The sequence below is a fragment of the Vreelandella halophila genome (assembly GCF_009856365.1).
GTDB lineage: Bacteria > Pseudomonadota > Gammaproteobacteria > Pseudomonadales > Oleiphilaceae > Halospina > Halospina utahensis_B.
The window spans coordinates 18,700-33,716 of sequence record NZ_WMEX01000001.1 but is presented as its reverse complement, the minus strand read 5'-3'; the positions used below and the strand labels follow the sequence as shown (position 1 = coordinate 33,716).

General features: G+C 62.8%; 12 protein-coding genes. 4 read left to right on the top strand and 8 right to left on the bottom strand.

Annotated features, from left to right (window positions below; translation table 11 throughout):
- Positions 1 to 57: 57 nt before the first annotated feature.
- Together GLW01_RS00155 and GLW01_RS00150 are read right to left on the bottom strand one after the other, a co-directional pair.
- The gene (locus GLW01_RS00155) at positions 58 to 1,368 is read right to left on the bottom strand and encodes a methyl-accepting chemotaxis protein (protein WP_202405493.1); all 1,311 of its coding nucleotides are present in this window, start codon (positions 1,366 to 1,368) and stop codon (positions 58 to 60) included.
- An 89-nt stretch (positions 1,369 to 1,457) separates the two neighbouring features.
- On the bottom strand, positions 1,458 to 2,321 hold the full coding sequence (locus GLW01_RS00150) for an MBL fold metallo-hydrolase (protein ID WP_160897691.1): 864 nt from the start codon (positions 2,319 to 2,321) through the stop codon (positions 1,458 to 1,460).
- 125 nt (positions 2,322 to 2,446) lie between these two features.
- On the opposite strand from GLW01_RS00150, the gene GLW01_RS00145 reads away from it, so the two are divergent.
- Positions 2,447 to 3,298, top strand: a complete 852-nt coding sequence (locus GLW01_RS00145; RefSeq protein ID WP_160897690.1) for a substrate-binding periplasmic protein — start codon at positions 2,447 to 2,449, stop codon at positions 3,296 to 3,298.
- An 80-nt stretch (positions 3,299 to 3,378) separates the two neighbouring features.
- On the top strand, positions 3,379 to 4,170 hold the full coding sequence (locus GLW01_RS00140; RefSeq protein WP_151441187.1) for a sulfite exporter TauE/SafE family protein: 792 nt from the start codon (positions 3,379 to 3,381) through the stop codon (positions 4,168 to 4,170).
- Here the strand turns inward: GLW01_RS00140 and GLW01_RS00135 are convergent.
- From GLW01_RS00135 to GLW01_RS00115, 5 genes are all read right to left on the bottom strand, one after another.
- Positions 4,121 to 6,358 carry an OsmC domain/YcaO domain-containing protein gene (locus tag GLW01_RS00135; RefSeq protein ID WP_160897689.1) on the bottom strand — a complete coding sequence of 746 codons (2,238 nt, stop codon included), beginning with the start codon at positions 6,356 to 6,358 and terminating at the stop codon, positions 4,121 to 4,123. The two genes, GLW01_RS00140 and GLW01_RS00135, sit on opposite strands and share 50 nt — an antisense overlap.
- Positions 6,359 to 6,462: 104 nt before the next feature.
- The gene (locus GLW01_RS00130) at positions 6,463 to 7,428 is read right to left on the bottom strand and encodes a zinc-binding metallopeptidase family protein (protein ID WP_160897688.1); all 966 of its coding nucleotides are present in this window, start codon (positions 7,426 to 7,428) and stop codon (positions 6,463 to 6,465) included.
- A gap of 95 nt (positions 7,429 to 7,523) precedes the next feature.
- Positions 7,524 to 8,153 (bottom strand): general secretion pathway protein GspB, encoded by a 630-nt coding sequence (locus GLW01_RS00125; protein ID WP_160897687.1) that lies wholly within the window; start codon positions 8,151 to 8,153, stop codon positions 7,524 to 7,526.
- A 9-nt stretch (positions 8,154 to 8,162) separates the two neighbouring features.
- Positions 8,163 to 9,800, bottom strand: coding sequence for an AAA family ATPase (locus tag GLW01_RS00120; protein WP_151441183.1), 1,638 nt, complete (start codon positions 9,798 to 9,800; stop codon positions 8,163 to 8,165).
- Positions 9,793 to 10,695: an NAD(P)-dependent oxidoreductase gene (locus GLW01_RS00115; RefSeq protein ID WP_425356586.1), complete on the bottom strand. Its 903-nt coding sequence runs from the start codon at positions 10,693 to 10,695 to the stop codon at positions 9,793 to 9,795. Before GLW01_RS00115 ends, GLW01_RS00120 begins: the two co-directional genes overlap by 8 nt.
- Positions 10,696 to 10,869: 174 nt before the next feature.
- Here GLW01_RS00115 and GLW01_RS00110 point away from each other — a divergent pair, with 174 nt between their 5' ends.
- Together GLW01_RS00110 and GLW01_RS00105 are read left to right on the top strand one after the other, a co-directional pair.
- Entirely contained in the window at positions 10,870 to 11,982 is a 1,113-nt protein-coding gene (locus GLW01_RS00110) for a DUF2855 family protein (protein ID WP_160897686.1), read from the top strand.
- A gap of 106 nt (positions 11,983 to 12,088) precedes the next feature.
- Positions 12,089 to 13,567: a malate:quinone oxidoreductase gene (locus GLW01_RS00105; protein WP_160897685.1), complete on the top strand. Its 1,479-nt coding sequence runs from the start codon at positions 12,089 to 12,091 to the stop codon at positions 13,565 to 13,567.
- On the opposite strand, the gene dbpA is transcribed toward GLW01_RS00105, so the two are convergent.
- Complete coding sequence (gene dbpA / locus GLW01_RS00100; protein ID WP_202405492.1) at positions 13,544 to 14,917, bottom strand: ATP-dependent RNA helicase DbpA; 1,374 nt, start codon at positions 14,915 to 14,917, stop codon at positions 13,544 to 13,546. The genes GLW01_RS00105 and dbpA overlap by 24 nt on opposite strands.
- Positions 14,918 to 15,017: the final 100 nt, after the last annotated feature.

The following is a 15,017-nucleotide window of genomic DNA, read 5'->3' as shown; positions in this document are numbered from 1 at the left end:
GGCTCCGTTAAAAGCGCAGCATCATACACGAAAAGGGGGCGGGTAGCATCCGGAGTTCTACTGGCCCCGGTTGATGCCCTCGACGGCATCCAGCACGCGCTGGGCGCCACTGCGGATGTCGTCAACGATGGCGACGGCGTCGTTCATCTGGCTGCGACCCTCGGTGGCGACGGTGCCCACGCGGTCGATCTGGTTCTCAACGTCCGACGACAGCTCCACAATGGCATTGATCACGCCCGAGATATCACGGCTCGCCTCGCGGGAGTTGAAGGCGAGCTTGCGCACCTCCTCGGCCACCACGCCGAAGCCACGCCCGTGTTCTCCAGCCCGTGCCGCCTCAACCGCAGCGTTCAGCGCCAGCATCTTGGTCTGCTCGGCCACACCGGAGATAGTGGTCACCATCTCCTCAATGCTTTCGGTCTTCTGGTTGAGCTGCTCAACCACACTCCTGACCCGTGCAACGCCGTCGTCGATCTGGGTGGATGTCTCCAGGGACTGGTTCAGGGATTCGCCGGCCCGCCGGGCGATGTCCGCCGTTTCCGAGGCGGTTGAAGAGGCCACCGACGCGGCCTCCTGGGTACGCAGGGACTGCTCCATGTACGCCGTGATGTCACTGGCGAACTTGACCACCTTCAGGGTGTTGCCGGCTTCGTCCAGAACCGGGTTGTAGGAGGCTTCCAGCCAGACCTTGCTGCCGTCCGCCCGGCGCCGCTCAAACTGGCCTGTCATGAACTCACCGTTGCCCAGACGCTCCCAGAAATCCGGATTCTGCTCGTAGAAGGCATCAAAGCAGAAGATCCGGTGGTGGCGCCCTTCCACGTCCTGGGCGCGATAGCCGATCACATTCAGGAAGTTGTCATTGGCCTGGAGGATGGTGCCGTCCGGGAGGAACTCGATCACCGCCATGGAACGGTTGATGGCATCGAACACGGCCTGCTGGTCCATGAGCAGTTCATGTTCCTCGGTCACATCCGATGCGATCTTCATGATCCGGCTAACGCGCCCCTGGTCATCCAGAATGGGGAAATAGGTCGCATCCAGCCAGATCCGATCACCGTTGGCCGTCACGCGCGGGAAGGTGCCCTTGTGCGATTGCCCGGAACGCAGCTGCTTCCAGAACTCACGGTACGCCCGGGATTCGATGTAATCCGCATCGCAGAAGATCCGGTGATGCGCCCCCAGCACCTCGTCAGCCTGGTAACCCACGGCGCTCAGGAAATGATCGTTGACGTCCGCAATGATGCCATCCGGCGTGAATTCGATCTTAGGGATGGACGACTCGATCGCCGCCATGCGCGCCGCAAGCGCGGCATCACTGTGCCCTGTATCGCTAACCGGGTGCTTGCTTCCGGTCTCTGTTGAAGCCACTGGATCACCTGCCTTTACACTGGCTGTTTACTGAACCTGTGGCCTTTTACGCGGCTGCGGCAGGAAGAGTTCAGACCGCCAACAGAACGTTACACCAGCGGCTGCCAGACGTGGGGCAGGAAGCGGTAGCCCTTTCCGTCCACGGCGACGTAGCCCACCCCGGGGAAGTCGACGTGATGACCGCCGACCAGCTCCCCGGACTCAGCCACCTCGGCCATGATCCGCTGCCGGGTGGCCGCGGCCTGGTCCGGATCCACATCAAAGGCGACCGTGGCATCCGGGCGCGGGAACTGGATGTGCGGCAGGTGGACGATGTCCGTCCAGAGCAGCACCCGGTCCTCACCGGAGACCACACGATAGCCGGAATGGTCCGGCGTATGGCCCGGAAGCGGTACACGCGTGATGCCCGGCAGCACATCCGTGCCCTCCAGGCGCTGCATCCGGGAGCCCATGGCGGCGAGTACGCGGTGCGCCGCGTGGAACTGGTTCGTCAGCATGCCGGAGGCGTCTTCCGGAATGTCGCCACCCCAGTAGTCCAGCTCACCGGCCGGAACCAGAATCGCCGCGTCCGGGAAGACCGGCTGATCCTGCGTATCGATCAGTCCACCGACGTGATCCGGGTGCATGTGGGTGATCAGGATGGTATCGATATCAGCTGGCTTTACGCCGATGCGCTCCAGCCCCTCCATCAGGTAGGGACCGGCATCCCCGGCAAAAGCCCCGATACCGGTATCAACCAGGACGGTCCGGTCACGGCCCTGGAGCAGGTAAGCGTTCAGGGTGACCCGGGGCGGCGTGGGGCGGCGGCTTTCCGTGTGCAGGCGCTGGACCTCCTCCTCGCTGATGGACTGGATCAGCCCGAAGCTGCCCTCCATCTGGGCATCAAGCAGGGTGGTCAGGATGAAATCACCGATGCGCATCTGGTGGACGTTGGCGGGCTGGCGCTGGGTCATGGTGTCACTCGGGGTCGCAGTGTTGAATACGCCATTCTCTCAGCCCCCGCCCCGGAACCAAACCCCAACCGGTTTGGGCCAGAAACCAACCCAGTGCGTATCATTAAAGAAAAGGGAGACGAACAATGATCCACGGGCTTACCCATCGAGCAATTGTTGTCTGGCTGCTCGCCGCGTTGGCCACCTCCGTAACCGCCAAGGCGGCCCCCGCGGCCAGCGGCCCGTTGCGGCTGGTTACCGGCCCCCACTACGCTCCCTATGCGGCCGATTACCTGCCGCACAACGGCCTCGGCCCTTTCCTCGTGACCCGCATCCTGGAAGACAGCAACAGGACCGTCACCGTTGACATGCGCCCCTGGAGACGGGCCTATCGCGAGACCCTGAAGGGCCGCTATGACGCCGCTCTCCCCTACATCGAAACACCCAGCCGCCAGCAAGACTACCTGTTTTCTGTCCCGATCTTCAGGACCGATACCTTCGCGTACGTGAGGGCCGACTCGGAACTGGATGCCCGCTCGCTGGAGGGACTCAAGGGGCTGACCTACTGCAACCCGGTGGGCTTCACGGACGAGGATGCGCTCAAGACGATGCGTGAGAAAGGTCAGATCACCCGCGTCAAACCGGCCAACCTAAGAAGCTGCTTCAGGATGCTCACGGCCGGGCGGGTGGATTTCGTGAAGATCAATCACCATGTGGCGGAGCACATTGTTTCGGAGAGTGAGCTGTCAGCCGAGGCGGTCAGACCACTGCCTTTCGTGGTCGAAGAGGTATCCCTTCATTTCATGGTTCCGAAAACACGCCCTGGAGCCGCGGAACTGATCGATGAGTTCAACCGGCGCTTCAGGGCCATGAAACAGGAAGGCCGCATCGAGGCGCTCAAGAGAGCGTATATGGAGGCACTGCGAGCGGGCGGCGATACCCCCGGAGACGGACCCCACAGAATCGGGCCCAGTGCCGCTGAAGCCATTGGCAGGTAATCCGGCCTTTACTGTTGGCCAGCCCAGCTACGGACACTTCCTGTAGAATGGACCGGCCTTATTCAGAGACCGGATGATGCATGGCTGAGCTGACCACACTGCAGTACGGGCTGATCGCGCTGATTTTCGTCTGGAGCGGGTTCGTCCGGTCCGGGCTGGGCTTCGGCGGAGCCGTGCTCTCACTCCCCTTCCTGCTGCTGGTCCACAATGAGCCGCTGGTCTTCCTGCCGATCATCTCCGTGCAGCTACTGGTCTTCGCCTCCCTGACCATCGCCCGGAACAACCGGGCCGCTGCCCTTAACGCGCCGGAGAGCCACGGAGGCACAGTGAACTGGCGGTACCTGGGGCGGATACTGGCGATCATGATCGTGCCCAAGATCATCGGGGTCCTGGGGCTGATTACCCTGCCCAATACGATCATGAGCCTGATCATTTTCGGGATTGTCTCGGTCTACTCGCTGTCCTACCTGCTCAACCGCCCCTTCCGGAGCAACAGCCGGGCCCTGGATGTGGTGTTCCTGGTGCTGGGCGGCTACATCAGCGGCACCTCACTCATCGGCGCGCCACTGATCATCGCGGTGGCCGCGCAGCATCTTGAGCGCCATCAACTGCGCGATACGCTGTTCGCGCTCTGGTTCATTCTGGTCACCATCAAGATGGCCGCTTTCATCTACGCCGGGGTGGATCTCCAGCTGATCCACCACACCTGGCTCCTGCCCTGCGCCGCACTCGGCCACGTCCTCGGGCTCTACGCGCACGACCGCATCCTGAAAGCGGAAACGCCAATCTTCTACCGGGTACTGGGTGGCGTACTGCTGACCATCAGTGGCGTTGGGCTGTGGCAGAGCCTTGGGCAGCACCTGGCTGGCTGACGCCTGACTGAACACCGCCGCTGGCCCGCGCTGCGTGCAGCTTGCGATAGCTCTCCAGCATCCGCTGGTGTTTTTCCAGGCCTTCCAGCTGCGTGTTCGTTGGCGTCACCCCGTGGAAGCGGACGCTGCCGTCCACCGAACCGACCGCCGCCGCCATGGTGTCCTCACCAAACATCCGCCCAAGGCTGTACCGGTAATCCGCCAGTGACAGCTCATCATCCAGGGTGATTTCCAGCACCGCCTGGACCGCGCGGAAGAACAGGTTGCGGGTGACGTGGTTGTCGTTGAACTGGAGGAACATCTCCACCAGATCCAGCGCCTCCTCATGCTCCTGCAACGCCAGATGGATCAACAGCTTGAGTTCCAGAATGGTGAGCTGCCCCCAGACACTGTGCTCATCGAACATCACTCCGATCAGGGTGCCGATGCCGGTATAGATATCAATGTCGCTGTCATCCAGGCGCTCCACCAGCGCCCGCAGCTGGTCGTCCTGCAACCGGTGCAGGTTCAGGATATCCTCGCGGAAATCCAGTGCCATGTTGGTGTTGTCCCAGACCAGGTCCTCCACCGGGTAGATCTCCGAGTAGTCCGGCACAAGAATCCGGCACGCCGGCAGCCCGAGTTCCTCGTACATGGCCACGTACACTTCCTTGCCCATGTCCCGGAGGATGCCGAAGAGGTGGTCGGCTTCTTCCCCGCTGGTCCCGGAGAAATCCCATTCACAGAACGCGTAATCCGAGCGGGCACTGAAAAAGCGCCAGGACACCACACCACTGGAATCGATGAAGTGTTCCACAAAGTTGTTGGGCTCGGTGACGGCCATGGAATTGAAGGTCGGCAACGGCAGGTCATCCATGCCTTCAAGGCTGCGCCCCTGGAGCAGTTCCGTCAGGCTGCGTTCCAGGGCCACCTCGAAGCTGGGGTGCGCCCCGAAGGAGGCAAAGACACCACAGGTCTGGGGGTTCATCAGCGTGACGCAGGCCACCGGGTAACGGCCGCCCAGCGAGGCATCCCTGACCACCACCGGAAAGCCCCGGGCCTCCAGCGCCTCAATGCCTTCCTGGATATGCGGGTACTTCGCGAGCACTTCCTGGGGGATTTCCGGCAGTGCCATCTCCTGTTCGATGATCTCCTTCTTCACCGCCCGCTCAAGGATCTCGGAAAGGCACTGGACCTGGGCCTCATGGCGGGTATTGCCCGCGCTCATGCCGTTGCTCAGGAACAGATTCTCGATCAGGTTGGACGGGAAGTACACCGTCTCGCCATCCGACTGGCGCACGAACGGCATGGCCACAATACCCCGGTCACGCCGCCCGGAGTTGGTATCGATCAGGTGGGAGCCGCAGAGTTCGCCATCGGGGTCATAGATGGCGCGGCAGTGCTCGTCCAGAAGGCCTTCCGGCAAAAGGTCATCGGAGCGCAGCGGGAACCAGCGCTCATCCGGGCGGTGGACAAAGTCACTGCTGGCAATCGCCTCGCCCCAGTAGAAATCGTTGTAGAAGAAGTTACAGCTCAGCCGTTCGATGAACTCCCCCAATGCTGAGCAGAGGGCGCTTTCCTTGGTGGCCCCCTTGCCGTTGGTGAAGCACATGGGCGAAGCGGCATCCCGGATATGCAGGGACCAGACGTTGGGCACGACGTTGCGCCAGGAGCCCACTTCGATCTGCATGCCCAGCTTTTCCAGGATGCCGGTGATGTTGGCAATGGTGTCCTCCAGGGGCAGGTCCTTGCCCGGGATGCGGGTCCGCTCCCCGTCCGGCTGGATGGTCAGCAGCGCCTGGGCATCCTCATCCAGGTTATCCACGGCCTCGATCGCAAACGTGGGATCGTTCTGCACCACCCGTTTCACAGTGCACCGCTCCGCGGAACGCAGGATGCCCTTGCGGTCCTTCTCGGACAGGTCCTCCGGCAGCTCCACCTGGATCCGGAAGATCTGGCTGTAGCGATCCTCAGGATCCACGATGTTGTTCTGGGACAGGCGGATCTTCTCGGTGGGAATATCACGCGCCAGGCAGTATACCCGGATGAAATGGGCGGCACACAGTGCCGAGGACGCCAGGAAGAAATCAAAGGGGCCAGGGGCCGAGCCATCGCCCTTATAACGTGCGGGCTGATCGGATATTACGCTGAAATCGTCGAATTTCGCCTCAAGACGGCGGTTTTCGAGGAAGTTGACCTTGATTTCCATGAACGGTACCGGTTTTTGGGTGGAGCGGTTGCGGGGACTCGGCGGGTGATCGCGCCCTCAGGCGCGATACGGTAACAATTATTGAGGCTTAAGGGGTACTGCGTTCAGAGCCCCTGCGCTCCACGGCGAAGCCAGTTATGCACGAATGCCAGCTTATGACGGGCATGCTCCGAGAGGACGAACGGATAGATGTCCGACAGCCCCATGGAACGGTTCACGTGATTCACCCCCACGGTGAGCGACGCCGCAATCTGGATCAGCCGGTAAGGGTCCGGTTCCGAATAGGGGTCCCACCCGGGGTATGGGATCTCGGGCGACGACAGCCCCGTGGCCACGAAACTGTCGGCGATATCCGTGAGGTGCAGCAGGTGCGCGGCCGTTTCCGCCCAGTCCTCATGGGGGTGAGCGGAGGCATAACTCGTCAGGTAATGCTGCTTCCACTCCGCCGGCGGGCCATTCTCGTAGTGGTACTGGAGGGCTCCCTGGTAATCAATCCGTTCATCGCCAAACATGCCACGGAACGCATCGAGGAAGTCCTCGCGCAGGCTGAGCCGCCACCAGAGCATGTGAGAGATCTCATGGCGCATGTGGCCGACCATGGTGCGGTAGGGCTCTTCCAGTGCCTCCCGGCGGGTGGTCTGGAGCACCGGGTCCACCTCCGCCACACTGATGGTCACCACGCCCCCAACATGCCCCATGGGAACAGGGGTCGCCCCTTCGGCGAGCAGATGGAAAACGGGGCGTGCTCCGGGGTCCTCGGGCCGGAACCAGTTCCAGCGCCCCAGGTTATCCAGCACCCAGCGCTTGGCCGCCTCGGTCTGCGCCCAGTTGGGGATGGCATTGGGAATGGAAGGATCAGGCGCCAGCTCGGTCATGGCGCAGGAGCGGCAGAAAGCCCCTTTCTCAGGCGCGATCCAGTTACAGCCGATGCGGTCCCGGTTGGCGCAGAACGGCGGCATTGGTAGAAACGCCCGCGCCTGGGGATCATAGGCGACTGGCGTACCATCGGCCGTGGCGAGGTTATCGAACCAGAGCGAGCCGGCACCGACCGGGTTGGCGAAAACGCGCATGAAGGAGCTCCAGAAGGGGAATGGACTGCCAGAGTGCGCCAAGGATCCAGCGATCCGCAAGTAGGCCGGCCCGAAAAGCCGCCAGCAGTAACGCCTCAGGAGCCTCCCTGCCAGTCCCTCACGATATCGATCTCGAAGACGTGCCCATCCAGCCGGAAAACCACGCCGGCGGTGGTGATTTTCTCAATGACCAGCCCCTGGAAACGGGCACCTTCGCGCAGCAACCGGTTATTGATCATCACGCTCCGGGAGGAGGCCCTGGAGGACCAGACATGGCCGTTGAACGTCATCTCCGGCACGCGCTGCTGGACTGAGCGGGGCATGTCATGGATCGATGGCACCTCTTCCTCTGGGGCATCCGCCGTGCGGTCCGGGGAGGAGTCGCTATCTGGCGGGTTCTGGTCCGGCGCCTCGGAAGAGGGGGCGGTCGATTCCATGGCGGACTTCGTTGGTTGCTCTGCCGTTGTCTCTTCCGCGGGCCGGGGGCTCTGTACCGGCGCCACATGCTCAGGCACCGCAGCCTCGTCTTCGGGAGCGTATTCAGGCCAGACCAGATAGGCCACCACGGCGGCGTTGGCCATCAGGGCCAGCGCCAGCAGGTAGGGCCAGAGCTCGCGCTGTTTGCCTGGCGTGGACGCGAAGGATACCCGGTGACCGGCCTCACCCGGTTCCGTATTGGAACGTTCGGCCTCGGATTTTTTCAGGGCATCCAGGATATAGGACATGGGACTGCCTCAGCCTGACAACGGATCGGATGATGCACGGGAAAGCGTCGGAACGGAACGCCCCATGTAGTGATTCAGGCGGATGATCGTCAGGGGGCCGATAACCCCATCCGTCCGCAGCCCCTCGCGGCGCTGGAAGGCCGTGATCCGCGGCTCAAGCGCATCACCGGGCGCGCCGGGCTCCAGGGACAGCGCCTCCTCCGCCCTGCTCAGGGCCTGCTTCAGCCAGAGCTCACGGTTCCGGGTGCTGCCGGGCTCGATCAGCCGGGACTCCCACGGTGGTACACGCCACAGCAGCGAGTAGCCACCGAACCAGACCGTTTCCACGGCTTCACGGGAAACCCACTGCCGTTCGCCTCCCACCTCCAAGCGTGCCCGGCCAGGCTCCAGCGCCAGCAGAACCACCGACACCGGCTCTCCCTGCTGATTGATCAGTTCCAGAACGGCAGGCCGGTCGAGTACCGCCAGACGGCTCCAGTTACCCTGCCGGTGCAGGCACCCCAGCCCGCGGGTCTGGCCCCAGTCACAGGCCTGGCCGTGCTCACTCGGGCGGTAATCATAACCCCAGACATCGAACAGGGTCTTATAGGCCCGGGTGCGTGAAGCATCGGAGCTCAGCGAGCCAAGGGAAAGGCCCGCTTCCTGCTGGTTGGTGCCGGGACCGGTTTCTCGCTCAACACGCCCTTCGCCTGCGGCATCGCCTTCATCGACCGCCGGGCTCTCGGGCCCGCCCTCGGCAAGCATCAGGCCCGCCGCCACCGTCAGCACAAACACACCAACGCCCAGCCTGAACTGGGAAGCCCCTCGCCTGAACCAGCCCAGGCGGGAACGCCCCGCACGCTCATCACCACGAACCTCCCGCGCCGCTCGGCGAACGGTGGCCGCGTTCACCGTCAGGGAATTGCGGGTATAGGCGCCCAGCAGACTGCGGTCGCAGATCAGGTTGATCAGCCGGGGAATGCCATGGCTGTGCCGGTAAACCGCCGCCAGCGCACGCCGGCTGAAAATCGTGCCTTTCTGGCCCGCAACGGACAGACGGTAGGCAATGTAGTTACAGGTCTCCCTGCGGCTCAACTGATCCAGGTGGTAGCGCGCGGTGATGCGCTGGGAAAGCTGGCGGAGGCGGGGGCTGTCCAGCAGGGTTGCCAGCTCCGGCTGACCCAGAAGGGCGATCTGGACCAGCTTCTTCTCCGAGGTTTCCAGGTTCGTCAGCAGTCGCACCTGCTCCAGAACGTCCGCCGAGAGGTTCTGGGCCTCATCGATCACCACCAGCGTATGCCGGCCCTCGGCATGGGCCTTCAGGAGGTAATCGTTGAGCTGGTTGATCATCTCCATGGTCGAGTGCCGGCTGACTTCCGGAAGGCCCAGCTCACGGCCAATGGTGGCCAGGAGCTCCCGGGCACTGACCTTCGGATTGAACACCAGGGCGATGTCCACGTTCTCAGGGATCTCTTCCAGGAACCGCCGGCACAGGGTCGTCTTCCCGGTGCCCACCTCCCCGGTCAGCACCACGAATCCGCCCTGCCCGGAAACGCCATACAACAGATGCGCCAGCGCCTCCTTGTGGCGCTCGCTGAGGTAGAGATAGCGGGGGTCGGGCGCGATCGTGAACGGCGACTCGCGGAACCCGAAAAACTCGTTATACATTCGCTCTGCGCCGCGCCGTCTCAGCCAGCACTGACAGGTCCTTATCCCCGTCGCCTGCCGCCATGGCCTCGGCCAGCCGCTCCCGCGCCGTCGCGCTCATGGGCATGGGCACATTGCCGGCATGTGCTGCGGTCAGTGCCAGGTCAATGTCCTTGGCACCAAGCCTCAGCTTGAAGCCCTGGGGGTTGTCGTAATCCCGTTTCTCCATTGCCGGGGCATACCCCAGGTAAGCAGGGCAGCTGAAGATGGAACTGGTAATGATCTCCAGAAAATCGCCCGGCTCGATCCCGTGGGCCGCTGTCATGGCCGTGGCTTCAGCCATGGACTCGACCGCTGAAACCAGCATGGTATTGGTGGCGAGCTTGATGGCATTGGCGCGAACCGGCTCGTCACCACAGGGCCAGACTTTCGCCCCGATCCTGCCCAGCGCAGGTCGTGCCTGCTCAATCGCATCAGCAGGCCCCGCGGCCACGATGTTGAGCTTGGCAGCCGCTGCCAGATCCGGCCGTCCGAGCACTGGTGCCGCCACATAGGCTTTTCCGGCAGAGGCGTGACGTTGCGCCAGCTCAACGGCGGTCGCTGTTGAAACCGTGGCCATATTCACATGCACGGTCTTCGCAGCCATGGCCCCGATCAGATCATGCTCCCGCAGTACGGCATCGAGCGCCGCATCGTCGGCCAGCATGGTTATAAGAACATCGGCCGTGGCACATTCCGCGGGCGAGTCGGCCTGCCTGGCACCGGCGGCTACCAGTGGCTGGCATTTTTCACCGGAACGATTCCAGACGGTGACATCAAAGCCCGCATCGATGAGGTTTTTTGCCATGGGATTCCCCATGGCCCCGATTCCGATAAACCCAATCCGCATGGCATAGCCCCTATTTCCGGCACTCATTTCGACAGTTCACTGCCTGCAATCTACAACTCCAAGCTCAAATGGCCAAGGAGGACCACAGCCAGACAATACCGATCCATGCAAAACTGCATTGGGTCTTCCCCGCGAAGATCAGTAAAGTGGTTGCTAACAATACAGGACTGCTACTGTCGACTGACCCATGAAGGTACACCCATGACCCTTTCTTCCAATACCACCTTTGTGGTCAACCGCGAGAACCTCCACGAACACAGTGTTCTGGAACAGGATCCCATCCAGCCCGGGGACCTGGCCGAGGGCGAGGTGCTGCTGGCCATTGACCGGTTCTCCTTCACCGCCAACAACATCACCTACGCCGCCCTGGGCGATGCATTTCACTACTGGGATTTCTTCCCCGTCGAGAAGCCGTGGGGCCAGATCCCGGTCTGGGGCTTCGCCGATGTGGCCGCATCACGGCATCCGGACGTGACGGAAGGCACACGGATCTACGGTTACCTGCCCATGGCGCGCCAGCTCAGGGTGCAGCCGGGGCGTGTCAGCAAGAGTGGCTTCACTGACATCGCCGCCCATCGCCAGGACCTTCCGGGCATCTACAACCAGTACGTGTTCACCGCCAACGACCCGGCCTACCGGCCGGAACACGAAGCCTTCCAGATGCTGCTGCGCCCGCTTCTGGTCACCTCCTTCCTGCTGGACGACTTCCTGGCCCGGCAGACCTTTTTTGAGGCGGAGCAGGTGATCCTGACCAGTGCCTCCAGCAAGACAGCGCTGGGGCTGGCGTTCATGCTCAACCATCAGCGTGAGACGCGCGGCGGGCCCAGGGTCCTGACCGCCCTGACCTCCCCCGGCCATGCCGGATTCGTGCGCCGGCTGGGCTATTACGACCGGGTGGTGCCCTATGATGAACTGGAGACGCTGGATGCGGACCAGGCCAGCGTCTCCGTGGACTTCGCCGGCAACGGCCAGGTGCTTGGCCGCCTGCATGAGCACTTCGGCGACCAGCTGCAGTTCAGCTCACTGGTGGGTGCCTCCCACTGGGACCAGCGCGGTGGCGGCAAGGGCCTGCCCGGCCCCAAGCCGGAGCTGTTTTTCGCGCCCAAATACTGGGAACAGGCCGCCGGGGAATACGGCACAGCCGCGCTCATGCAGCGTTTTGCAGGCCTCTGGGCGCCTTTGGTTGCGTCCATGGAAGGCTGGATGACAATCCGTGACGTGCGCGGCGCTGAGGCTGTGGCCCAGGCGTATGAGGATACCCTGGAAGGGCGCATCAACCCCGACCAGGGATTGACCCTGACGCTCGCCCCCTGACGCGGGCGTTCATAACCTTCATTCACGGCATACCATGGCCGTGTTAGATTCATTCTGGAAACCGGGTGGCGCCACGCGCCACCGGATACGCGGACGGGCAGATATTATGAACGTAATCGTCATCGGCGCGGGGATCATGGGAACCACTTTTGCCGCCCTGGCAAAGGAAATGGCCCCCGAACTCGACATCACGATTCTGGAACGGACGGACAGTGTGGGAGCGGGCAATTCGTCCGCCTTCAACAACGCCGGCACCGGCCACGAAGCGAACTGCGAACTCAACTACACACCGGTCGACGAAGAAGTCATCTCGGTCGATAAAGCCCTGAAGATTCACGCGCAGTTCAATGTCGCCAAACAGTACTGGGCATACCTGGTCAGGCAGGGCATCATCAACGACCCCAAAACGTTCATCAATCAAACCAAACACTGCACCATCGTCCCATCCCAGGCCATTGACCTGTTAAAACTGCGCCACCGGGACATGTCCGCGCATCATTTCTTTGAGCAGATGCGCTACTCGGAAGACTTTGATGAGATCAAGCGCTGGATTCCCTACACCATGGAAGACCGGCCCCGCCATGAAAAAATGGCGGCCACCGTTGTCGAAACCGGCACGGACATCAATTTTGGCGCCCTGACCAGCCAGATCGCGAGCCACCTGGTACAGGACCTCGGCGTGACCATTGAACACGGGGTGCATGTGAAGCGGGCCCACCGCAGTCCCACAGGGAGCTGGCTCGTCGAAGCGTATCGCCACGGAGAGCCCGTGCAGTACAAGGCCGACGTGCTGTTCGTCGGTGCCGGCGGCGGCGCCTTCCCGCTGCTGAAGAAAAGTCACCTGCCGTTCCGCAGCCGCTACGCGGGATTCCCCGTGGGTGGGCGCTTCCTGCAGGCCGAGATCAGCGCGGAAGAGGCCAAACGTTACACCGCCAAAACCTACGGTAAGGCGAAAGTCGGCGCGCCGCCCATGTCCGTTCCGCACCTGGACCTGCGGGTGGTGGAGAGCAAGCATTACCTGCTGTTTGGCCCCTTCGCCTCGTTCAATCCCATCCTCGAGAAAGGCCGCGGCTTCTTTGATTACCTGCGGGCCCTGCGCGTGCACGACATCCCCAGCCTTCTCTCCGTGGCGATGGAACACTTCCCGCTGGTGAAGTACCTGCTCTCCGAATCCTTCAAGGGCAGCAAGAGCATGTTCGAGGAGCTGGAGCAGTTCGCACCCGGTATGAGTAAGAAGTTCGACTGGAAGCCCATCCAGGCCGGCCAGCGGGTGCAGATCATCAAGGACGGCGACCTGCAGATGGGAACCGAAATCGTGGTGTCCGAGGATAAGACCTATGGAACGCTGCTGGGGGCCTCACCGGGTGCCTCGGTCTCGCCCGAGGTAATGCTGCGCTGCCTGGAACAGCTTCTGCCATCCATCTTCTCGACGGAAGAGGCGCAAAAGAAACGCAAGGAGATCTTCCCTGAAGACGACCTGGAAACGCTGATCCATAACGCCGAGCGATACCGGGCCATCCGGGATGAGGTCAACGGGCAGCTGGGGATTGTCCCGCGGGATTCAGATCGCCCTGACCCGGAATGAGCGACCTTTCAGTTTGCCGTCACGCAGTTTCTGCAGGGCGGGTTTGGCCGCCTCGCGTGCCACGGCCACATAGGCCCAATTCTCGGCGATATCGATCCTGCCGACCTGGTTACCGGCAATCCCGTTGTCGCCGGTAAGGGCCCCGAGCACATCGCCGGGGCGGACCTTCTGCTTCCGGCCGCCATCAATCTGCAGCGTCACCATCGGCGCCTTGTAGGCGCGCTCCTCAAGCCGTTCAGACGGCGGCAGTGACTCAGGCTCAATGCTCAGGTCCAGTTCGGCCTCCAGCCGAACCACCTTATGGCTCTCTTTCCCGGTATACAGGGTATAGGCATTGCCCTGCTCCCCGGCACGGCCCGTGCGGCCGATGCGGTGCGTATGGGCGTCGCTGTCACGGGCGATGTGATAGTTGAACACCGCGTCCAGCGCGTCAATGTCCAGCCCCCGGGCCGCCACGTCCGTGGCCACCAGGATCGAGGCGCTCTGGTTCGCGAAGCGCACCAGGGTCTGGTCGCGCTCCTTCTGGTCCAGATCCCCGTGCAGGGCCAGTGCATCAAAGCCGTGCCGGCAGAGCTCATCCGCCAGATCCCGGGTATCGCGCTTGGTATTGCAGAAGACCACGGCAGAGGCCGGCCGGAGCTGCAGCAGGAGCAGGCGCAACGCGGTCATGCGTTGCTGCTCATCCGGCAGGCGGATGAAGTGCTGGCGGATACTGCTGTCGTCGTGGCTTTCCTCCACCTGGACGCGAACCGGGTTGTGCATGTGGCGTTCCGCAACGGCCTGGATCGCATCGGGGAAAGTGGCGCTGAACAGCAGGTTCTGGCGCTTGCCCGGAACACTCCCGAAAACCGCCTCAAGGGCGGACTCGAAACCCATGTCGAACATCCGGTCCGCTTCATCCAGCACCAGGGTTTCCAGTCGGCCCAGGTCGAGGGTGCGCTTGCGCAGGTGATCCTCAATCCGCCCCGGCGTGCCCACGATGATGTGGGCGCCATGCTCCAGCGAGCCGATCTGCGGCCCAATGGGCGTGCCACCGCACAGGGTCAGCACCTTCACGTTGGCCGTCGCCCGGGCAAGCCGGCGGATCTCCCGCGCTACCTGGTCCGCCAGCTCCCGCGTGGGGCAAAGCACCAGCGCCTGAACCTGAAAGCGCTCGGCATTGAGCCGGTTCAACAGCCCCAGACCAAAGGCCGCGGTCTTGCCCGAACCGGTCCTGCCCTGCCCGATGACGTCCTGCCCGGCCAGGATGGGCGGCAGGCTCTGAGCCTGGATCGGCGTCATGGTCTCGTAGCCCAGCGACGACAGGCTCTCAAGCAGCGCCGGCTGCAGCCCCAGGGTGGAAAAAGACATCTGGCTCAACGTAGGAGGTTCCTTGGCTCATGGGATGGTGGCGCAGGATAAAGCAGATATCAGGGGCGGGACAGGTTTTCCTGCTCCACCAGTGCCATAC

Excerpts from the sequence above, each read along its gene's own strand:
- GLW01_RS00150 (WP_160897691.1), bottom strand. The coding sequence starts at position 2,321 with ATGACCCAGCGCCAGCCCGCCAACGTCCACCAGATGCGCATCGGTGAT.
- GLW01_RS00145 (WP_160897690.1), top strand. The coding sequence starts at position 2,447 with ATGATCCACGGGCTTACCCATCGAGCAATTGTTGTCTGGCTGCTCGCC.
- GLW01_RS00140 (WP_151441187.1), top strand. The coding sequence starts at position 3,379 with ATGGCTGAGCTGACCACACTGCAGTACGGGCTGATCGCGCTGATTTTC.
- GLW01_RS00135 (WP_160897689.1), bottom strand. The coding sequence starts at position 6,358 with ATGGAAATCAAGGTCAACTTCCTCGAAAACCGCCGTCTTGAGGCGAAA.
- GLW01_RS00130 (WP_160897688.1), bottom strand. The coding sequence starts at position 7,428 with ATGCGCGTTTTCGCCAACCCGGTCGGTGCCGGCTCGCTCTGGTTCGAT.
- GLW01_RS00125 (WP_160897687.1), bottom strand. The coding sequence starts at position 8,153 with ATGTCCTATATCCTGGATGCCCTGAAAAAATCCGAGGCCGAACGTTCC.
- GLW01_RS00120 (WP_151441183.1), bottom strand. The coding sequence starts at position 9,800 with ATGTATAACGAGTTTTTCGGGTTCCGCGAGTCGCCGTTCACGATCGCG.
- GLW01_RS00115 (WP_425356586.1), bottom strand. The coding sequence starts at position 10,695 with ATGAGTGCCGGAAATAGGGGCTATGCCATGCGGATTGGGTTTATCGGA.
- GLW01_RS00110 (WP_160897686.1), top strand. The coding sequence starts at position 10,870 with ATGACCCTTTCTTCCAATACCACCTTTGTGGTCAACCGCGAGAACCTC.
- GLW01_RS00105 (WP_160897685.1), top strand. The coding sequence starts at position 12,089 with ATGAACGTAATCGTCATCGGCGCGGGGATCATGGGAACCACTTTTGCC.
- dbpA (WP_202405492.1), bottom strand. The coding sequence starts at position 14,917 with ATGTCTTTTTCCACCCTGGGGCTGCAGCCGGCGCTGCTTGAGAGCCTG.